The following is an 18,405-nucleotide window of genomic DNA, read 5'->3' as shown; positions in this document are numbered from 1 at the left end:
GCATTGTGACTGTGCCCGGAGGCCGGACGACGGTGTTGGAACCTAGGGCTGCGCGCCGTCGTCGGGCTCTGAATCCGGGACGGCTTCCACGATGGCGCGTTTCTGGCGCTTGACGCTCCGCCGGTCCAGCAGCAGGGCCACCACGGCGCCCAGCACCGCGCCGCCGGCGCCGAACATCACCAGGAAGAAACCGAACACCGAGCCGCGCTCGAAGGATTCGTCACCGGGGAGACCGTATGCGACGGCGGCAGCCACCGCTGCGCCCACCAGGGCGCCGAGGATGAGGAACGGCACATATTTCGGTGCCCGGCGGACGGTGACCTCGCGGCGTTCAGCGGGGGTTTCTTCAAAAGCCATGCCCTCTAGCCTACTCATCATTGGCGTCAGGGCTGTGACGTCCGGGACAGGATCCAGGTGTTGGTGCCGTCCTGCCGTTCGAAGGTCACGGTGGTGACCAGCGCCTCGATGAGCGCCAGGCCGCGGCCGGACTCGGAATCGTCGTCCGGGGTTCCCGGTTCCAGGGGGCCGAACGGCGGCTTGGCGAAGAACGCACTGACCCGGGCCTGCAGGAGGGTGGGCTGGACGCTGATGTCCACTCCCAGCTCCACGGGTTTCTGCGCCTTGGCCGGCCGCGCGTGCTGGACGATGTTGGACGCGGCCTCGATCACCGCCGTGGTGAAGGTCATCTGGTCCATGGCCTGGACGAACGGGGCGTCCTCCCAGAGTTTGTCCAGTTCGTTGTGGACGGAGTCGATGGACTCAGCAGCGGACAGTCCCCGGAACGTCCGCCGGGCCAGGACCTCAGTCATTGCTGAACGCATCGTCGGCGGAGGCGTAGGCAGTCAACACCCGGTCCATGCTGGTCAGCTCAAGAACCATTTTGACCTGCGGCTGGACGGCGGCGATGCGCAGGTCCCCGCCGGCCTGACGGGCGGCCTTGAGGCAGCCGATCAGCGCGCCGAGGCCGGAGGAATCCATAAACGCCGTGTTCTCCAGGTTCACCACGATCCGCGAGGAACCGCCGGCGATCACATCGGTGACGAATTCGCGCAGCTTGGGCGCGGACACCATGTTCAGCCGCCCGTCCGCCTTGACCTCCGCGTACGAATCCTTGACCACGTAACTAAACTCCATCGGCTTTCCTCTCTCCAGCATCAACGTCCACAGCGGGTTCGTAGCCCTTGTACAAAACAGCCCGGACCAGGATGCTCATGACCATCAGGTCAAAAATAACCCAGCCCACGTTCACCAGCGTGCCAAGCGGCTCCGCCAGTCCCGTGGCCAGGCGGATAATCCCGACGACGGCGGCCACCGCCAGCAGCACACTCACCACAATCTGGGGCCGGATGAGGCTCCAGCTGGGGCCGCCGGTCTGGCGGGCTTTGGGGGTGACGGCGAACCCGAGGGGGCGGCCGAACCAGACGTTCCGGGCCGCCGTCGAACACGCCTTGATCCAGGTGGGGAACAGCGCCAGGCTGTACTGCTGCCCGCGCCAGGTGGGGATTCCCCGGCCGGCCACCGCGAACAGCACCTGGTTGGCGACCATAAACGGGATGAACCGCAGGAAGAAGTCCCAGCTGAGGCTGGCCACGGGCAGGACGCCCAGCAGCAGGTAGATGATGGGGGCGGCGAAGTAGATGACCGCCGCGTAGCCGCTCAGGTAGGTCCACATGGTGGCGAAGTACATGAGCCGCTGGCCGATCTTCAGGCCTTTCTGCACCAGCGGGTTCTCGCGCAGCAGCACCTGCATGGTCCCCTGCGCCCAGCGGAGGCGCTGGGTCAGCATGGTCTTGAGGTCCTCGGGCGCCAGTCCATAGGCCAGGATCTCGTGGTGGTAGACGCTTTCCCAGCCCATGGCGTGCATGCGCATTGCCGTGGCCATGTCCTCGGTGACGGAGATGGTGGCCAGCGGCATGACCGGCTGGGCTTCGTCGTTGCGCTCAACGCTCAGGGCATCCAGGACGGCCTGCACGGATTCCAGCGCGCCGAGCGGCGACCAGTCACGGGCCGACATGCGCTGGACGGCGTCGTCGGCCACGACTGGGACGCCGGCGTCACCCACCTGGGCGAGTTCCATGGCGGCGATCTCTTCGAGGTCGGCCTGCAGCGCGGACATGTCAGCCTGGACCAGCGTCTGCACGGCCGCGTCCACGCGCCGGCGGACCCGGTAGGTGATCTCGCTCAACGGCTGTCCGGCGGCCAGCTGCTCCTGGGCTTCGCGGGTGGCGGCCTCCACCGCGTCCAGCACTTCAGCTACGAGCGGGGTGTCCATGTCAGCGGATTTCCGCGCCTGGCGGATGGCGGACCGGGAAGCCGTGAGGGCACGGCGGATGCTCTTTTCAGTCTCCTTGACGTAGCCCACCAGGCCCAGCTGCATCAGTGCGTCGCGGCGCAGGATGGCGTTGGAGCCGCAGAAGAACGCCGCGTTCCAGCCGTCCTTGCCCTGCTGGATGGGGCCGTAGAACAGGGGTGCCTGGCTGCCGAGTGGATCGTGGGCGGGCACGTTGCTGAAGTATTGCGGGGTCTGGACCAGGGCTACCCGGCGGTTGTTGAAATAGCCGAGGGTCTTTTCCAGGATGTCCGGTTCGGGGACCTGGTCCGCGTCCAGGATCAGCAGGAATTCGCCGTGCGTGACCATCAGGGCGTTGTTCAGGTTGCCGGCCTTGGCGTGGCGCGGCACGTTGCTGGTCCAGTCCTCGCTCCGCGTCACATAACCCAGCCCGTGCTCTTCGGCGAGGGCCTTCAGCTCGGGGCGGGCGCCGTCGTCGAGAATCCAGGTGCTGTGCGGGTGCCGGATCTTCTGGGCCGCCAGGGCAGTGGTCATCACCATGTCCAGGTCTTCGTTGTATGTGGTGATGAAGACGTCCACGGTGGCATCGTGGGGCGGCGCGGGGGCTCCCTTGCGGATCTTGAGCTGCCACACGGTCATCCCGAACAGCATCACGTCGATCAGGCTGTAGGTCTCAGCCAGCACCAAGGGCACGGCGATCCACCAGGCGTCCCAGTTCAGCGAGGACGCCCAGCGCCAGCCCACATAGTTCAGGCCGAATATGACCGTCAGGACCACCACCAGGCGGGTCCAGAAGCGCGTCATGCCGGGGCTGGCTCAGGCAGGCGGCGGACCACCACTACGGTGACGTCATCCTCGGCGGTTTCGGCAGGGGCCAGTGCCATGATGGCGTCGCTGGCGGACTGCGCAGAAACCTGGCCATGGGCTGCGGCGAGCACCGCCTCAGTGAATTGCTCCACCGAGTCAAAAACGTCCAGCACGCCGTCGCTGGCCACCACCAGGGAGTCTCCCGGGGCCAGGCCGACGGCGGACTGCGGCCAGGCGGATCCGGCCCAGGCGCCCACGGGCGGACCGCCGCTGGGAAGACGGTGCGCCGACCCCTCTGCGGTGACATGCAGCGCCAGTCCGTGGCCGGCGTCGACATAGCTGACGACGCCGGAAGCGGCGTCCAGGCGGGCGTGGAAGAGGGTGACAAATGAGTTGGAGGAATCCAGGTCCGCCGCGATGGTGGTGCTGGCGGAGGCGAAGGCGGCGTCCAGGTCCTGGCGCTGTCCCGTGGACCGCATGACGGCCCGGACGGTGGCCGCGATGAGGGCGGCGCCCATGCCCTTGCCCATGGCATCGGCGAACGTCAGGTGCAGGCCCTCCCGCGTGCGGTACCAATCGTAGAAGTCACCGCCGACGCTGCGGGAGGGGCGGAAGACGCCGGCGACGTCGTACCCGTCCACCCGGACGTCCTCCTGGGGTAGCAGGCTCTGCTGGACCTCCGTGGCGCGTTCCAGCTCGCTCGCCACGGCTGTGTCCGCGGCGGACGGCTGCCGGCGGCGGAACAGGGCGTTGATCCTGGATTGGAGTTCGCGCGGGCTGAATGGCTTGCTGATGTAGTCATCGGCGCCGTTGTCCAAGCCCGTGAGCTTGTCCAGTTCGTCGGCACGGGCGGTGAGCATCACGATGAAGGCATCAGAGAATTCACGGAGGAGTTTGCAGACTTCCAGCCCGTCCACGTCCGGGAGGTTCAGGTCCAGTGTGATGAGATCCGGCTTGGCGCGGCGGACCTCCTCCACGCCGGGCAGGCCGGCTTCAGCGTGGGTGACCTCGAAACCCTGCTTGGTCAGGATCCGGACAAGGAGGCCTCGGATGTCCGGATCGTCCTCAATCACAACGGCACGGCGCGGTTCGGGCATGGAAGGCATGCCTCTACTTCTACAGTATTAGGGCCCGTGAAGCATGTCATAGACCTGACAACGAGGGTTGAAAGTCGGGTGCAGCACTCGACATTCCGGGGCGGTCGGCCATTGACCGGCCTGGCGTGGCCCAGACTTGCCGGAATACTTGCCCGCCCTTGATGGGACCTTGAGGCTCCTTGGCCACACTCGAAGGACCAGCTTTGAAGGAATTGCGCGGATTGCCGGAGGACGGTGCAGGACTTATGGAACCAACGGAATCCGTCAGACTGCCCGTCAGACTGCCCGGCAGGCTGGGGCGCTCGTGGCGGCGGCTCTTGAAGCAGGGACGCCGCCCGCGCAGCACCGTTCACTACCTGAGCCATTCCTGGAAACTCCGCTCGCTATCCCGCTCGCTGGCCCAGGCCCTGGGGGAGTCCTGGGAGGCCTCGAGCTGGCCGGGGGACCGGCTGGCCGTCGGCGTGGAGCTCTCGGAAAAAGTCGAACAGCTCACCCGCCTCCTCAACCGCGAAACCGAAGTTCACGGCCGCCTGGCGGCGCTCGCAAAGTAGCCGTTCCCTCCTGACCCTTTCCGTGCCACACTTGGTGACAATCGAGTGGCTGGGGGATACCAGGTCAGGAGATTGCCGTGCATTGGTACACCGGGTGGGCTTATCTTTTAGCTGGGCTTCTGACCATGGACGCGGTGCTGCTGGCCTTGTGGTTCATAGACAACGACTGGCCGAGCAGCTGGTGGAAGAAACCCTGATGTAGCGCAGTTTGCGTCAGCTGGTCCCGCGTCAGTACGCGCGGAATCGGCGCAGGTCCCGGCGCATCAGGACGCGCGGGAATCCGTTGAGTACCGAATCCGTATCAGCGGCCTTGACGAACCCGGCCTTCTCGAAGAGCTTGCGCGTGCCCACGTACGCCATGGTGAGGTCCACCTTGCTGCCGCCGTTGTCCACCGGGTACCCCTCAATGGCGGGCGCGCCGTATCCGCGGGCCAGCTCCACGGCACCTTTGAGCAGGTGATGGGAGATCCCTTTGCCGCGGTAACCGGGCCGGACCCGGATGCACCACACAGACCAAACATCGAGGTCGTCCACGTGCGGAATCCTGCGGTTGCGGGCAAAGCTGGTGTCGGCGCGCGGATGGACAGCTGCCCACCCGACTACTTCGTCGCCGTCGTACGCCAGAACCCCTGGCGGCGGATCCTGCGCCACCAGCTCCTTCATCAGGTCGCCGCGGGCTGTTCCGCGCAGCGCAAGGTTCTGCTTGGACGGGATGCGGTAGCTCAGGCACCAGCACACGTTGGCATCGGGCCGCTTGGGTCCAACCAGCGTTTTGACGTCTTCGAACAGCGTTCCGGGACGGACTTCGATCGCCATGCCTGACTCCCGGTTGGTGGGTACCTGTGCCCCGTCAGACTAGACCCCCAGGGACTCCCGCAGGGCAGCGACGTGACCCTGCGCCTTGACCTGGTACTGCGCCAGCGCCACGTTGCCCGCCGGATCCACCACCACGGTGGAGCGGACGAGGCCTTCGACGATCTCGCCGTCGACCAGCTTTTCTCCCCACGCGCCGTAGGCCAGGGCTACTTCGTGGTCCTCGTCGGAGAGCAGCGGGAAGGTCAGGTTGAAGTCGCCGGTGAAGTTAGCCAGCTTCTCCGGGGCGTCGGGGGAGATGCCCAGGACTTCATAACCGGAGGACTGCAGGGATAAGAGGCTGTCGCGGAAATCGCAGGCCTCGGTGGTGCACCCGGGGGTTGCCGCCTCCGGGTAGAAGTACACGATGACGTTCTTGCCGCGGTAGTTGGCCAGGGAGGTTTCCTTGCCCTCGGCGTCCTGCAGCGTGAACTCGGGGGCCTGGGTACCTGGCTGAAGTTTGATGGTCAGTTGGGGGCTCATGGCGTTCCTTCGGGAGACTCTGATGGCAAAAGACAGGAAACCAGTGAATCGGCTTTCCACTTTGAACAACAACTCCGGCGTCATTTGAAGTATTCCGGCTGGTCCGGGGCAGGGACGTGTGCGGGGGTCAGTTACCCGTTCTGCGAATGTCCGGCGGTCCATTGACTTGAGGCGCCGTATGGATACGGTTAGAGGTACGCACTTCTGGTCTCCGCAGTACGTGATCCGCACTACGTAGCCGCTAGCCGGCATCCACGCACAACCGCTTGGTCCCAGCCCTAAGCGCCCGCCGCAAATGATCCCAAGGCTGTTTCCCCATGACCGCAAATTTCATCAGAGCACTGGCTGTTAAATCCCTTGACATCCCGGACAAGAAGCGGTGTCCGGACAAGGCCGAGTTCGATCTCGTCACGGTTGACGACTACTCGGTGGCCCGCCTCATCCTCGCTCCAGGCTGGCGCTGGTCCGAGTCCGCCAAGCCTACTGAACTGACGGACTTCTGCGAGCACAACCACCTCGGTTACTGTGTGTCCGGAAGCCTGGAGATTCAAACGTCCGACGGCGTGAGGTCCACCATCCGCGCCCATGACACCTATGCGTTGCCTCCCGGGCACGATGAGTGGGTGGTTGGCTCCGAGCCGTTCGTCGCCATTGAATTCCTGGGTACGGCGTCCTTCGGTCGGCCGCGGAGCAGGGGATCCCACGCGCTGATTTGAGCGCGCTGATTTGAGTCGGAGCTGGCCTGCCGGGGCTAGGGTGGGGGCTATACAGCCACGGCAATTTCCGCGCGCACGAGCCGCTTGTGCACGATCCGCTTGAGCCTGGCCACAACCTCGGCCGGCGGGCAGTCGGCGTCGAGCTGTACGAAACCGGGGTATTCGGGCATGGAGCGGTAGGCGTCCCGCAGGTCCACCAGGTCAGCCAGCGTCTCAGAATCGGTGCCGCGGGCCACGATGCGCTGGTGTGCCAGCGCGGGCTCAACGTCCAGGTGCACCACGGCGTCAGGCTCCGGCAGGGACGAAATCAGCCAGGGGAGCAGGCGGCCACGCCGCAGTCCTTTGGCCGCGCGCAGGGCCAGCTGGCAGTGGAGGTGCCGGTCCATCACCACCAGTCCGTCGACACGGCCGGCTCGGGCATGGGACACCAGCACGTTGGCCACGCGGAGGGTGGTTTCCACGGCGTCGGCCAGGCGGCGGGGCCAGCGGATGGCCAGCCGTTCAGCCAGCACGGACATGCTCCGCCTGCCGGCATGGTTGCTGAGCAGCAGGGCGTTTTCGCCGTCAGCCTGGGCCGCATCTACCAAGGCGCGGGCGGCCGTGGATTTTCCCGAGCCGTCGATTCCGGTTAAGACAATAAGCACTTGGCCTCCTTTCGCCAATGGTTTAACGGAAGGGACAGCGTGATCGTCCCATCATGAGGCGGAGGTCACATTAAGCTTACGTCCGGACGGCGCCTGCAACAGGCACCCGCAGAATGGGGATCTTCGATGCAGTTAGCCCAGCTAGCCGCGATTGTTGCGTGTGTACTTTTGGCCGCGCTCGCGGTTTTTCAGGCCGCCCTGATCGCGGGAGCGCCACTGGGACGGTTCGCGTGGGGAGGCCAGCACAACGTCCTGCCCACCAAGCTGCGGATGGGCAGCGCCACCTCGATCATCCTTTACGTGCTCTTCGCCTATGTTGCCCTGGCCAAGGCTGGCATGGCGGCCCCGCTGGTGAACCAAGGCATCACGGACGTCTTCTGTTGGGTGCTGACGGCCTATTTCGCGGTGGGCATCGTGCTGAACGGAATCTCCCGCAGCAAACCGGAGCGCCTGGTCATGACACCCACAGTGGTGATCCTGACAGTCCTTTACCTGGCCCTGTCCCTGAACTAAAGGCCGGCACGAGGGCCGGCCACAGGGGACCCGTTCCAGGGACCCGTATCAGTGCTGTGGTTCGAGGGCGAGCCGCAGCCCGAAACCGATCAGGATGGTGCCGGTGATGCGGTCGATGGTCCGGAGGCTGCGGGCGCTTTTCAGCCATTTGGAGGCGAAACCTGCTCCGAAAATCAGGAAGGTCAGCCACGCAAGGCCCAGGACGCAGTGGACGCCGGCCAGCAAAATTCCCATCAGCAGCGGAGGCGCCCCCGGCGGGATGAACTGGGGATTCGTGGCGATGTAGAAAACGCCGACCTTCGGATTGAGCAGATTAGTGCCTGTCCCGGTCAGCCAGCCCTGGAACAGTTGATGGCGGGAGGCGGCCGGCGCTCCAACCTCGGCGGCAGGCGAGGCGGACGACGCGTCCTTGGCCCGGCTCTTCCACAGCAGGGAAGCGCCAAGCCAGACCATGTAGGCGGCACCGGCGATGGTGAGCGCCCGGTACGCCAGCTCAGATGCTGCCAGCAGCGCTGAGACGCCCACAGCTGCCGCGATTCCCCACACCATCAGTCCGGTGGAGATGCCCAGGGCCGTGGCGAAGGCGAAACCGCGGGTCCTGGCGAGGGATGAACGGAGCACCAGTGCCGTATCGATGCCCGGAACCAGCGTCAGGAGTCCGGCCACAAGGCCGAACGAGAGCAGTGACGGATAGAGATCCACGAGCCAAGGATAAGCCGACGACGGCGGCCAACCGGCCGCCGTCGAACGTTAACGCGGGAGGCGTCTTAGCTGCAGTGCTTCGTGAAGGCGGCGCCGGCTTCCTGGTACTTGGCCTCCAGCTCGGTGAGCTTGGCCTCGTCCGGGGCTTCCTTGGCGGACTCGTCCGTGAACTCGATGATGGATCCGAGCGCAGGCTTGAGGTCATCCGATGCCACAACTTCGATGGGCCGGATCTGGTTGGCGAGACGCACCAGGCCGGTCTTGCCCACGTTGTTCGCGGGGTTCGCCAGGACAGCCTTGACGCGGTCGCAGGTTTCGGGGGTGGAAAGTTTGGTGGGCGTGGTGCACGCAGAAGCGGAAAGCACGAGGCCGGCAGCGATCAGGGCGGTGGCGAGTTTCTTCATGGGTCCCTCAGTAGTTGATTGAGGTTTCGATTGTAAGCAGAGACCGCGGCAGCTTGCGGATCCGGGGGCTCAGGAGGGCGGAGTGTGACCGCACAAGGAGGGGGCTCCGGACTCTGGCGGGCCGGTTCTCAGGGTGCATAGACTGGCAGGACAATCGTGCGGGCCTGCCGCAGGTTGGCCCGTGCGGATCACCTAAATTCAAGGAAGAATCATGGCCCGCACAACCCAGAATTCAGGAAAAGTACAGCGCCGTACCGCCATTGGGTTCATTGCACTCATGGGGCTGTTGGCGCCTGTCCTCCCGGCCTCGGCGTCGCCGCCGGAAGACTCAGTCATTGTGCTCAAGGGCGCCACCTCCGCCGAGGGGATCGCCGCCGGAAGACTCAGTCATTGTGCTCAAGGGCGCCACCTCCGCCGAGGGGATCGCCGCCGGCAAGGGAAGAACCTTCTACGCCGGAGACCTGGCACTTGGGGACATTTACCGCGGCGACATCCGTGAAGGCAAAGCGCGGTTATTCATAGACGTATCGGACTTTGATTCGCAGCCCAGGGCCGCCGTCGGGATGAAGGCCGATACCCGTAATAACCTGCTGTTCGTAGCGGGCGGCGGCACCGGCAAGGCCTTCGTGTACGACACCGAATCAGGCGAGCCTGTTGAGGATTTCACGCTCGCTCCTGGTTTCATCAACGACGTCGCCCTGACGCGGGACGGCGCCTGGTTCACGAACTCCGCCGCCGGCGAGCTCTACTTCCTCCCGGTGGGCAGGCACGGCGAGCTGGGCACTGTTGAGATCCTGCCGCTGTGCGGGCCGGCTGCCGAGCTGACTCCGGGCTTCGACCTCAACGGCATTGCCGCCGCCAAGGGCGGCCGGGTCCTGATCGTGGCTCATTCGAACAACAGGGCCCTCTACACCGTCGACCCGGAGACCGGCGATAGTGCCTTGATCGAGGGTGTGGATGTGCCGAATGTTGACGGCATCCTGGTCCGGGGCCATACCGTCTGGGCGGTGCAGAACTTCCTGAACCAGATCGTCCGGATTGACCTCTCCAATGATCTCTCCTCCGGCGAGATCGAGGATACCATCACCAGTCCCCACTTCGATGTTCCCACCACGGTTGCGCGGTTCGGGAACACCCTGGCTGCTGTGAATGCACAGTTCATGCGGCCGGCCAGCCCCCACGAAGTAGTGCTGGTGCCGGCCCGCGATTAGGCCGCTTACGTAGGGACGGTGCTGCCCCGCTTGAGCGGTGCGGGGCAGCACCGCTCGTGCGGGGCCGGGCAGCTTGTATGGGGCAGGGCAGCTGATGCCGCGTACTGTTGTTGCAAAGTACGACGGCGGGCGGCACCGTAGGTTCGACTCAGCCAGTCTGCGACTCCGCCAGTCAGCGACTCCGCCCGTCAGCGGTCGCCCAAGGTACCGCCGAGCGGTGGGATGGTGCCGTCGTCGTCCGGTTTCTTGACCTTGCGTTGGGCCGCGCTGCGGATCTCGCCCTCTGCCGAGCCGTCCGACTCGCCCTCAAGATCGACCATCCCGCCGGTCTGGTCGAACGGGTGCGTGTACCGGTTGTGCGCCGACGGCTCGCCCTTGGGGACGGATTCCCGCCAGGCGCCCGTGGCATGGCCCTCGTGTTCGATGAATTCCTTGAACTTCTTCAGGTCGTGCTCCGCCTGGCGGGCCACGACGTGGAGGAGGTCGCCCACCTTCTCCACCATGCCCTCCGGCTGGTACTCCAGGGTGAGGGAGAGCTCGGTCTTGTTGCCGCCGGCGTCGGAGAATTCCACAACGCCGGAGTTCGTGGCCCCTTCGGTGGACGCCCACTCGATCCTGCGGTCCGGGATCTGCTCCACGATGGTGGCTTCCCACTGACGGCGGACCCCGGCGATATGGGCCACCCACTTCAGGCGGTCCGCACTGAGCTGGGTCACGCTCTCCACGCCACCCATGAACTGCGGAAAATCCTCGAACTGGGTCCACTGGTTGTAGGCGGTGCTGACCGGCACGTCAACCACAATCCGCTTCTCGACTTTGCTGCTCACGAACGTCTCCTTTGACTGGAACGGTCTGATGACAAACTGAATACAGTCAGTATGCTTACCTATCGCCGTTGTGGGCAAGGCGTCAGAGGCAAGGCTTCAGGGGCGGGGCGAGCCGGAGGGGAGGGAGACGGCGGTTAGTCGTCGTCCGTGTCGACGCCTTCGGCGGGTTCCTGGGAGTGCACTCGGATGTCGGTGGGGTCCGCCAACTCGTCCCCTTCGGCCGGAGCCTCGCTGTGGATGCGCTGCGCCACGACTGGTTTTTCCTTCATCTCAACCGCTCCTATGGTGTGTGAAATGTGCCTCAACCATCATTCAGCGCCTCCCGAAGCGGGGTGTCAAGAACCCTTCCAGAGCTTTGGCCGCGGCACGTGTTCTGTGCTGGACGCGCCCTCTTTGGCGACGACGGCGACGTCCGGAATGAGGGCACCGCCAAGTTCCTGCGGAACTACATGGAGGAATACGGCGCGTTCGTCCAGCGCGTGCTGGCAGCGAACGCCCCGGGCCACATCGGCGACCTCGAACCGGACCCGGAGAAGCTGTCCCGGTAACTAAGCGTGTCAGTCCAGGGGCAGGGTTACCGTCACGGTAGTGCCCTGCCCCGGCTTCGAACGGACGTCAATGGTGCCGCCGGCCTCGTGCACGGCCACCGACATCAGCCGCAGCCCGTACCCGTGGTGCCGGCCGCGCAAGGCGAGCTGGCTGTCAAAGCCCGTGCCGTCGTCGGACACTACAAGACGGATGCCGTGGTCAACGGCGGACAACTGGACGGTGAGCTCGGCGGCGTCGGAGTACTTGAAGGCGTTGCTCAGCGCTTCGCGGGCCGATTGGTAGAGGAGGAGCGCGCAGTCCGCCGGGATCTCGATGCCCCAGTGCGGAGTATCCCAGCGGACTGCTGTTCCTTGCTGACGGAGGGGTCCGGTCAGCCGGTCAATGCAACCGGCCAGCCCCAAGGTGTGGAAGTCGAGGGGGTGGTGATCAGTGATCAGTCCTCCCACCGCGACGACCTCGTCCAGAGCTGATTCCTTCCCCATGAATCTTCCTGCTTCCCCGCCGTTTTGTGGTGATGGATCCAGCGTGGACCGCCAACTGCATGGGTTGCCAAGGGTTAGCTCAAGATTGGATCAATTCTTCGGGGAAGATTCCGTGTTGTTTTACCGGTGTCGTCGCAAGGCCGGCAGCCGGCAACGTGAATCCGGTTTCGAGGGCTCTCCTGAGCAGTAGATTGCCGAACTCCGACGTTTTCCGTCCCTGCATCCGCGGGCCCGCGCTGAACACACCAATTCAACGGCCGTCATGGTCGCCAGCGCCTGGACGGTGGAGTCCAGCCGGGATGCCGCCAGGCTGGCGAAGCTGGCGTCCTCCTCGGCGTCGAGGGACAGGACCACTGTCTGCAGGCTCGCGGGCTGGGCGTTGGCGTGTACAAGCCCCGCGGCGGCTGCAGCGACGTATTCGAGCATCATGACGCCGGATTGGCCGGAATCGTCGGCTGCCAGGAACCGGTTGAGACCCGTGAACGCGGGGTCGCAGAGCAGGTCTATCCGGCGGAGGTTGGTGGCGCAGGCCGTCCCCAGGGCCACGTGCAGTGCGTCTATCCGTCTGGCAAGGGTTGTCATCTGGAAGAGGCCGTGATGGGCCACCCCGTTGGTCCCGTCGGTCTCAGAGCCGAAGACCATCGCCCGGGCCACCTCAGGGCTGAACGCTTCCGGATTGCCTGACATTGCGGTGAAGGACAGAGCACTCACCAGCGTGAGGTTGTCCATCAGGACGGCAAGTTTCTGATGGCCCAGCACAGCCTGGGCAACGGTGAGCGCGCTGGAACTGATAAATGGCAGGGCGTCCTCCGTGGCCCAGCCGTCGAGCGCCTCGGGGATGATGCCGCCGCCCATCGTTGGCCGCTCGCCCAGGAGTGTCAGTGCGGTCCCGGCCAAAGCCGCCAGGTCGGCCGTCCCGATCCCGCCGAATTCCCGCACCTCCCCAGCTCGACCACCGAAGGGGTCGGTTACCGGGTTTCGTTNTCGTAGCCGGCGTCGGCGTGGCGGATGACGCCCATGCCGGGGTCGTTGGTGAGGAGGCGTTCGAGTTTCTGCGCGGCGAGGTCGGTGCCGTCGGCGACGGAGACCTGGCCGGCGTGGATGGAGCGGCCGATGCCGACGCCGCCGCCGTGGTGGATCGAGACCCAGGTGGCGCCGGAGGCGGTGTTGAGCAGGGCGTTGAGCAGCGGCCAGTCCGCGATCGCGTCGGAGCCGTCGGCCATGGCCTCGGTCTCCCGGTACGGGGAGGCGACGGAGCCGGAGTCCAGGTGGTCGCGGCCGATCACGATGGGCGCTTTGACCTTGCCGTCCTTGACGAGCTGGTTGAACAGCAGGCCGGCCTTGGCGCGGTCGCCGTAGCCGAGCCAGCAGATCCGGGCCGGCAGGCCTTCGAACTCGACCCGTTCCTGGGCCGCGTCGATCCAGCGGTGCAGGTGCTTGTTCTCGGGGAAGAGTTCCTTGATGGCCGCATCGGTGACCGCGATGTCCTCGGGGTCACCGGAGAGCGCGACCCAGCGGAACGGGCCCAGACCCTCGCAGAAGAGCGGGCGGATGTAGGCCGGGACGAAGCCGGGGAATTCGAAGGCGCGGGTGTAGCCGCCCTTGCGGGCCTCGTCGCGGATGGAGTTGCCGTAGTCGAAGACCTCGGCACCGGCGTCCTGGAACTCCACCATGGCCTGGACGTGCCGGGCCATCGAGGCCTGGGCCTTCTTGGTGAAGCCTTCGGGATCGGCGGCGGCCTCGGTGTGCCATTCCTGGACGGTGATGCCTTCGGGCAGGTAGGACAGCGGGTCGTGGGCGGAGGTCTGGTCCGTGACGATATCGACCGTGAGCTCGCCCGCACGGTGGCGGCGCAGGATCTCCGGGAAGACCTCCGCGGCGTTCCCGACGTACCCGACGGACCAGCCGCGGCGCTCTTCCTTGGCCGCCAGGACCTTGGCGATGGCGGTGTCGAGGTCGGTTTCGACCTCGTCGAGGTAGCGTTTGCCGGCGCGGCGGCGCAGGTGGCTTTCGTCGACGTCGACGATCAGGCAGGCGCCCTCGTTCAGGGTCACCGCGAGCGGCTGGGCACCGCCCATGCCCCCGCACCCGCCGGTGAGGGTCAGGGTCCCGGCGAGGGTGCCGTCCTCGTCGCCGGTGAGCTTGCGGGCGATCGCTGCGAAGGTCTCGAAGGTGCCCTGCAGGATCCCCTGCGTGCCGATGTAGATCCAGGACCCTGCGGTCATCTGGCCGTACATCATGAGGCCCTCGGCCTCGAGCCGGCGGAACTCGGGCCAGTTCGCCCAGTCGCCCACGAGGTTGGAGTTCGCCAGCAGCACCCGCGGCGCCCACTCATTGGTCCGGAACACACCCACCGGCTTGCCGGACTGGACCAGCAGCGTCTCGTCCTTCTCCATCGTTTCCAGGGTGCGGGTGATCGCATCGAACGCCGCCCAGGACCGGACGGCGCGGCCGGTCCCGCCGTAGACCACCAGATCATCGGGGCGCTCGGCGACCTCGGGGTCCAGGTTGTTCATCAGCATCCGCAGCGGGGCTTCGGTCTGCCAGCTCTTGGCGGTGAGCTCAGTGCCGCGGGCAGCTTTGACCGGGCGGGCACCGGTAGTGAAATCGGCGGGTGAAATAAGGGACTCCTTCAGGTGTGGTGCAGTACTAACCTTGGTGTTTACCTTGCGGCGGCGGCGGGGCGGTGGCCTGCCTTCGCCAGCTGGATTTGCTCGTATACGTGGTGGCGCAGTTCTGTGAAGCGGGGCAGGGACCGAGTGTTGAGCTGGTCGCGTTCGGCAGGGAGGTCGATGACCAGGTCCTCCTGGATGACCGTTGGTGAGGACGAGAGGATGATTACCCGTTCCCCGAGGTAGACGGATTCGTCGATGTCGTGGGTGACGAACAGGATGGTGACCCCGAGCTTTTTCCATACCGTCCGAATCAGATCTTCCAGGTCTGCGCGGGTCTGGGCGTCGACGGCGGCGAACGGCTCGTCCATGAGTAGGACTTCCGGCTGGTAGGCAACGGCGCGGGCGATGGCTACGCGTTGTTGCATGCCGCCGGAGAGCTGCCAGGGATAGGACATCGGAACGTGGGAAAGGCCCACAGCCTCGAGCGCTTCATCCACGAGCCTGTCGCGTTCAGCCTTCGGTATACGCTGGTTTTTCAGGGGCAGTTCGACGTTCTCACGCACCCGCATCCAAGGGAACAGGGAGCGGCCGTACTCCTGGAAGACCACGGCCATTTTCTTGGGCGGACCGGAAACCTGAACCCCGTCCAGCAGCACCTGCCCCTCGGTCGGAGCCATCAACCCCGAGATGCATTTGAGGAGCGTTGTCTTGCCGGACCCGGAGGGGCCCACCAGGCGTGCAAGCTCTCCTGCGCGGAGATCGAAGGTCAGGTTCCGGACGGCTTCAATGGGTCCCCCGTCGGTTTGGTAGACCTTCTTCAGGCCGCGGACCGAGAGCATGGCGTCATTGTTCTGCAGTGTTCTGCCGGCCGGCGCAGGTTTGGTCACGTTGTTTTTGTCGGTGGTTTCAGACGGCATTTTCTACCTCTCGCAGGCCGTGGTACCAGCGCAGGATGCGGCGCTCGGTGAATTGGAAGATGAATGACATGGCCACTCCGATCAGACCCAGGATCACGATGCCGGACCACATTTCGGGGATGGCGAAGGAGCGCTGGAACTGAACGATGGTGAAGCCCAGCCCGGAGGAGGAGGCGAACATTTCGGAGATGACCATCAGGATCAGTCCGATGGACAGGCACTGGCGAACTCCAGCCATGATCTGCGGGCCTGCGCTGGGCAACACGAGGTGGCGGATTCGGGCGCGCCCGGTGATCCCGTAGGTGTGTGCGGAATCGGACAGTACCCCGTCGATGGCCCGTACGCCTTCGATGGTGTTCAGCAACACCGGCCAGATGCAGCCGGAGATGATGACCACCACTTTCATGGAGTCCGTGATGCCCATGAGCAGCATGAGCACGGGCACCAGGACCGGCGGTGGGATGGCCCGGAAGAACTCGAGGACCGGTTCCGTCAGGTCCCTCAGCCATTTCACTGAGCCGATCAGCAACCCCGCCACGATGCCGATGATGATGGCGGCGGTCACGCCGACGATGAGTCTACCGATGCTGGGCAGCACATCGGAGAGGATCCTGTCTCCGAACCAGGTCTCTGCAAAGGTGGCCAGGAGAGTGGCTGGGGTGGGGACGAAGAAGTTCGCCTCCCCGGCCGTGGCCACCGCCCAAAACAGGACCAGGATTGTAGGCAGGCCGACGGCGTAGCCGATACCTTTCAGAATTTTCATACGATCACTTCCGCGCGGACCGAGGAGTGCCAGGACAGGGTCTTGCGCTCCACGAAGCGCATGACGAGGTTGATCAGAACCCCGATGAGGCCGGTGGCCAGCACCAGGGCGTACATGCCTGCGATGGCGCCGCCGGATTGGGCTAGGGCAATTTCACGGCCCAGCCCTGGGGAGCCGATCACCAGTTCGGCAGTGATCGCCAGAATCAACGCGACCGACGCTGCCAGACGGACCCCAGTCATCAGGTAGGGCAGCGCTGTTGGAAAGACCACATGGCGGATCCTCGCAAACTGACCCAGCCCGTAGCTTTTGGCTGTATTCATGGCGACGTTATCCACATCGGCCACTCCGTATAAAACCTGGATGAAGATCTGCCAGAACGAGGCGTAGATGATGAGCATCAGTGATGACTCCATCTTGACGCCGAACAGCAGAACAGCCAGGGGGATCAGCGCCACCGAAGGGATGGGCCGGAGGAACTCCACTGTGGAGTTGGTGAAGCTGCGCAGGAAGGCGGAGGAACCAATGATGAAGCCCAACAGGGTCGCGGCAAGGACCGCAATGACCAAGCCGATGAGCCACGCGAGCATTGTTTCACCGACGGCTAGCCAGAACGCGGCCAAGCCGAAGTCACGGACCAAGGCCAGGATCACCTCCGACGCCGGCGGCAGGAACCGGGCGTCCACGATGCCGACTCTGGGAATCACTTCCCAGACCAGCAGAAACCCTATGATCCCGGCGATGCCCAGCAACTCCTTGGTCGGCCGTCGTCGGGCCGTCTTTGTGTTGTCCATTCTTCTTCCTGAAGGATCGGGTGCAGGAACTGACATGAGGTTTTTGTCGGGCTACTTGGCGATCAGTGCGTCGTAGTCCGGGTCCTTCTTCAGGACGTCATACTTCCTAGCGGCAGTGCCCAGCTTCGTGAGGGCGTCCATGTTGACATCCTTGTACCACTTGGACATCACGATACTTTCGGCGAGTTCCGGTGTGACTTTGGCGTAGTCCTGGATGATGGTGCGGACTTTGTCCTCGTTCTTCATGGCGAAATCAAGCGACTTCTCCAGGGCCCGGCGGAAGCGCTCCACGAGTTCGGGGTTCTTTTCCAGGGTCTGCTTAGACGTGAAATAGAAGGCCGAGTCAAAGTTTTCGGCCATGTCCGTCATGGGGCTGGCAACTATTTTTCCGCCTGCTTGAAGGATCTGGGTGCGGAAGGGCTCGGTTGTCCACGCTGCATCCACATCTCCGCGTTCGAGGGCGGCCGGCATGTTCGGGTACGGCATCTCCACGAATTTCACGCCCTTGGGGTCCCCGCCTGCCTGTTCGATGGAGTTGCGGATGGTGATGTCGGCGAAGTTGTTCAGGGCATTGACTGCAACGGTTTTGCCCACCAGGTCGGCTGCGTTCCCGATGCCGCTGTCCGGCATGGCTGCCACCTCTGTCGTGTCGCTCCCGGGCTCGTTTGTTGACGTGGAGCCGTTGGACACCACTGTTATAGGGAGACCCTTGTCCTGGGCAACCAGCAGCGAGACGACGTTTGAGTATCCGAACTGGTAGTCCGCGGTCATCACTGCAGGGACGATGGCCGCGCCGCCCTGCGCCAGCTGGACGTCAAGCTCCAAGCCCTCCTCTTCGAAGTATCCCTCCTGCACGCCCAGGTAAACGGGGGCGACGTCGGTGATTGGAATCAAACCAACACTTACCTTTTCCAGGTTGCCGCCTGCCTTGTCACCCTGGGGCGTTGCGGCTGTTCCGGACGAGGACGGGCTGCCCGCACCGCACCCGGTCAAGGTAAGCATTCCGGCAAGTACTGCCGATGCCGCTGTGACAACAGCCCGCCGGCTGGGAGCGGATACGGGAAGGGATTTTGCTGACATGGGGATTCTCCAGGAGGTTCCGGACTCAGATAATTTCGAACAGTAAAATGTAACTGCCATCACATGAAACTACCCCGTGCTGCGGGATGGAGTCAATGGTTCTTGCGC

The 18,405-nt window shown here is 64.7% G+C and carries 23 protein-coding genes and 1 pseudogene; 5 read left to right on the top strand and 19 right to left on the bottom strand.

The window, feature by feature from the left end; all coding sequences use genetic code 11:
- Window positions 1-42: 42 nt before the first annotated feature.
- From ACX80X_RS04345 to ACX80X_RS04325, 5 genes are read right to left on the bottom strand one after another with little or no spacing between them, the layout of a single operon-like run.
- Entirely contained in the window at window positions 43-357 is a 315-nt protein-coding gene (locus ACX80X_RS04345; RefSeq protein WP_058930964.1) for a hypothetical protein, read from the bottom strand.
- 26 nt (window positions 358-383) lie between these two features.
- Window positions 384-809 carry an ATP-binding protein gene (locus tag ACX80X_RS04340; RefSeq protein ID WP_252598981.1) on the bottom strand — a complete coding sequence of 142 codons (426 nt, stop codon included), beginning with the start codon at window positions 807-809 and terminating at the stop codon, window positions 384-386.
- The gene (locus ACX80X_RS04335) at window positions 802-1,134 is read right to left on the bottom strand and encodes an STAS domain-containing protein (protein WP_252598980.1); all 333 of its coding nucleotides are present in this window, start codon (window positions 1,132-1,134) and stop codon (window positions 802-804) included. The genes ACX80X_RS04340 and ACX80X_RS04335 overlap by 8 nt, the downstream gene beginning before the upstream one ends.
- Window positions 1,124-3,094: a glycosyltransferase family 2 protein gene (locus tag ACX80X_RS04330; protein ID WP_459311316.1), complete on the bottom strand. Its 1,971-nt coding sequence runs from the start codon at window positions 3,092-3,094 to the stop codon at window positions 1,124-1,126. Before ACX80X_RS04330 ends, ACX80X_RS04335 begins: the two co-directional genes overlap by 11 nt.
- A complete protein-coding gene (locus tag ACX80X_RS04325; protein WP_252608169.1) occupies window positions 3,091-4,203 on the bottom strand; it encodes a PP2C family protein-serine/threonine phosphatase in 1,113 nt (370 codons plus the stop codon). Before ACX80X_RS04325 ends, ACX80X_RS04330 begins: the two co-directional genes overlap by 4 nt.
- A 194-nt stretch (window positions 4,204-4,397) precedes the next feature.
- On the opposite strand from ACX80X_RS04325, the gene ACX80X_RS04320 reads away from it, so the two are divergent.
- Window positions 4,398-4,745 carry a hypothetical protein gene (locus ACX80X_RS04320; protein ID WP_252598977.1) on the top strand — a complete coding sequence of 116 codons (348 nt, stop codon included), beginning with the start codon at window positions 4,398-4,400 and terminating at the stop codon, window positions 4,743-4,745.
- Window positions 4,746-4,973: 228 nt separating this feature from the next.
- On the opposite strand, the gene ACX80X_RS04315 is transcribed toward ACX80X_RS04320, so the two are convergent.
- Both ACX80X_RS04315 and bcp read right to left on the bottom strand, forming a co-directional pair.
- Window positions 4,974-5,561, bottom strand: a complete 588-nt coding sequence (locus ACX80X_RS04315; RefSeq protein WP_252598976.1) for a GNAT family N-acetyltransferase — start codon at window positions 5,559-5,561, stop codon at window positions 4,974-4,976.
- Between the two features lie 39 nt (window positions 5,562-5,600).
- Window positions 5,601-6,080, bottom strand: a complete 480-nt coding sequence (gene bcp / locus ACX80X_RS04310) for a thioredoxin-dependent thiol peroxidase (protein ID WP_252598974.1) — start codon at window positions 6,078-6,080, stop codon at window positions 5,601-5,603.
- Window positions 6,081-6,397: 317 nt separating this feature from the next.
- On the opposite strand from bcp, the gene ACX80X_RS04305 reads away from it, so the two are divergent.
- The gene (locus ACX80X_RS04305) at window positions 6,398-6,796 is read left to right on the top strand and encodes a cupin domain-containing protein (protein WP_056341140.1); all 399 of its coding nucleotides are present in this window, start codon (window positions 6,398-6,400) and stop codon (window positions 6,794-6,796) included.
- Between the two features lie 47 nt (window positions 6,797-6,843).
- Here the strand turns inward: ACX80X_RS04305 and ACX80X_RS04300 are convergent, their stop codons facing one another.
- The gene (locus tag ACX80X_RS04300; protein ID WP_252598973.1) at window positions 6,844-7,440 is read right to left on the bottom strand and encodes a dTMP kinase; all 597 of its coding nucleotides are present in this window, start codon (window positions 7,438-7,440) and stop codon (window positions 6,844-6,846) included.
- Between the two features lie 126 nt (window positions 7,441-7,566).
- Here ACX80X_RS04300 and ACX80X_RS04295 point away from each other — a divergent pair, with 126 nt between their 5' ends.
- Entirely contained in the window at window positions 7,567-7,953 is a 387-nt protein-coding gene (locus tag ACX80X_RS04295) for a hypothetical protein (protein WP_252598972.1), read from the top strand.
- A gap of 48 nt (window positions 7,954-8,001) precedes the next feature.
- Here ACX80X_RS04295 and ACX80X_RS04290 read toward each other — a convergent pair whose 3' ends face one another.
- Together ACX80X_RS04290 and ACX80X_RS04285 are read right to left on the bottom strand one after the other, a co-directional pair.
- Window positions 8,002-8,655, bottom strand: a complete 654-nt coding sequence (locus ACX80X_RS04290; RefSeq protein WP_459311313.1) for a LysE family translocator — start codon at window positions 8,653-8,655, stop codon at window positions 8,002-8,004.
- A 65-nt stretch (window positions 8,656-8,720) separates the two neighbouring features.
- Window positions 8,721-9,059 (bottom strand): hypothetical protein, encoded by a 339-nt coding sequence (locus ACX80X_RS04285; RefSeq protein WP_252598967.1) that lies wholly within the window; start codon window positions 9,057-9,059, stop codon window positions 8,721-8,723.
- 392 nt (window positions 9,060-9,451) lie between these two features.
- Here ACX80X_RS04285 and ACX80X_RS04280 point away from each other — a divergent pair, with 392 nt between their 5' ends.
- Window positions 9,452-10,270: an SMP-30/gluconolactonase/LRE family protein gene (locus tag ACX80X_RS04280; RefSeq protein ID WP_459311311.1), complete on the top strand. Its 819-nt coding sequence runs from the start codon at window positions 9,452-9,454 to the stop codon at window positions 10,268-10,270.
- Between the two features lie 188 nt (window positions 10,271-10,458).
- On the opposite strand, the gene ACX80X_RS04275 is transcribed toward ACX80X_RS04280, so the two are convergent.
- Entirely contained in the window at window positions 10,459-11,097 is a 639-nt protein-coding gene (locus ACX80X_RS04275) for an SRPBCC family protein (RefSeq protein ID WP_252608175.1), read from the bottom strand.
- Window positions 11,098-11,231: 134 nt separating this feature from the next.
- On the bottom strand, window positions 11,232-11,366 hold the full coding sequence (locus tag ACX80X_RS04270) for a hypothetical protein (RefSeq protein WP_256470778.1): 135 nt from the start codon (window positions 11,364-11,366) through the stop codon (window positions 11,232-11,234).
- Between the two features lie 123 nt (window positions 11,367-11,489).
- Between ACX80X_RS04270 and ACX80X_RS04265 the strand changes: the two are divergent.
- A pseudogene (locus ACX80X_RS04265) lies at window positions 11,490-11,645 on the top strand (ACP phosphodiesterase); the annotation flags it as partial.
- Between the two features lie 9 nt (window positions 11,646-11,654).
- On the opposite strand, the gene ACX80X_RS04260 reads toward ACX80X_RS04265, so the two are convergent.
- From ACX80X_RS04260 to ACX80X_RS04230, 7 genes are all read right to left on the bottom strand, one after another.
- Window positions 11,655-12,128, bottom strand: a complete 474-nt coding sequence (locus ACX80X_RS04260; protein WP_252598961.1) for a sensor histidine kinase — start codon at window positions 12,126-12,128, stop codon at window positions 11,655-11,657.
- 120 nt (window positions 12,129-12,248) lie between these two features.
- The gene (locus ACX80X_RS04255; RefSeq protein ID WP_459311309.1) at window positions 12,249-13,067 is read right to left on the bottom strand and encodes an aromatic amino acid lyase; all 819 of its coding nucleotides are present in this window, start codon (window positions 13,065-13,067) and stop codon (window positions 12,249-12,251) included.
- Between the two features lie 29 nt (window positions 13,068-13,096).
- Complete coding sequence (locus ACX80X_RS04250) at window positions 13,097-14,749, bottom strand: urocanate hydratase (RefSeq protein WP_459311422.1); 1,653 nt, start codon at window positions 14,747-14,749, stop codon at window positions 13,097-13,099.
- Between the two features lie 41 nt (window positions 14,750-14,790).
- Window positions 14,791-15,660: an ABC transporter ATP-binding protein gene (locus tag ACX80X_RS04245; RefSeq protein ID WP_459311307.1), complete on the bottom strand. Its 870-nt coding sequence runs from the start codon at window positions 15,658-15,660 to the stop codon at window positions 14,791-14,793.
- Complete coding sequence (locus ACX80X_RS04240; RefSeq protein WP_252608178.1) at window positions 15,650-16,423, bottom strand: ABC transporter permease; 774 nt, start codon at window positions 16,421-16,423, stop codon at window positions 15,650-15,652. The genes ACX80X_RS04245 and ACX80X_RS04240 overlap by 11 nt, the downstream gene beginning before the upstream one ends.
- Entirely contained in the window at window positions 16,420-17,217 is a 798-nt protein-coding gene (locus ACX80X_RS04235; protein WP_252608181.1) for an ABC transporter permease, read from the bottom strand. The genes ACX80X_RS04240 and ACX80X_RS04235 overlap by 4 nt, the downstream gene beginning before the upstream one ends.
- A gap of 51 nt (window positions 17,218-17,268) precedes the next feature.
- A complete protein-coding gene (locus tag ACX80X_RS04230; RefSeq protein WP_459311304.1) occupies window positions 17,269-18,297 on the bottom strand; it encodes an ABC transporter substrate-binding protein in 1,029 nt (342 codons plus the stop codon).
- Window positions 18,298-18,405 lie beyond the last annotated feature (108 nt).

It is taken from the genome of Pseudarthrobacter sp. MDT3-1 (assembly GCF_054510755.1).
The sequence above is the reverse complement of the archived record's forward strand: the minus strand, read 5'-3'. Positions and strand labels throughout refer to the sequence as shown.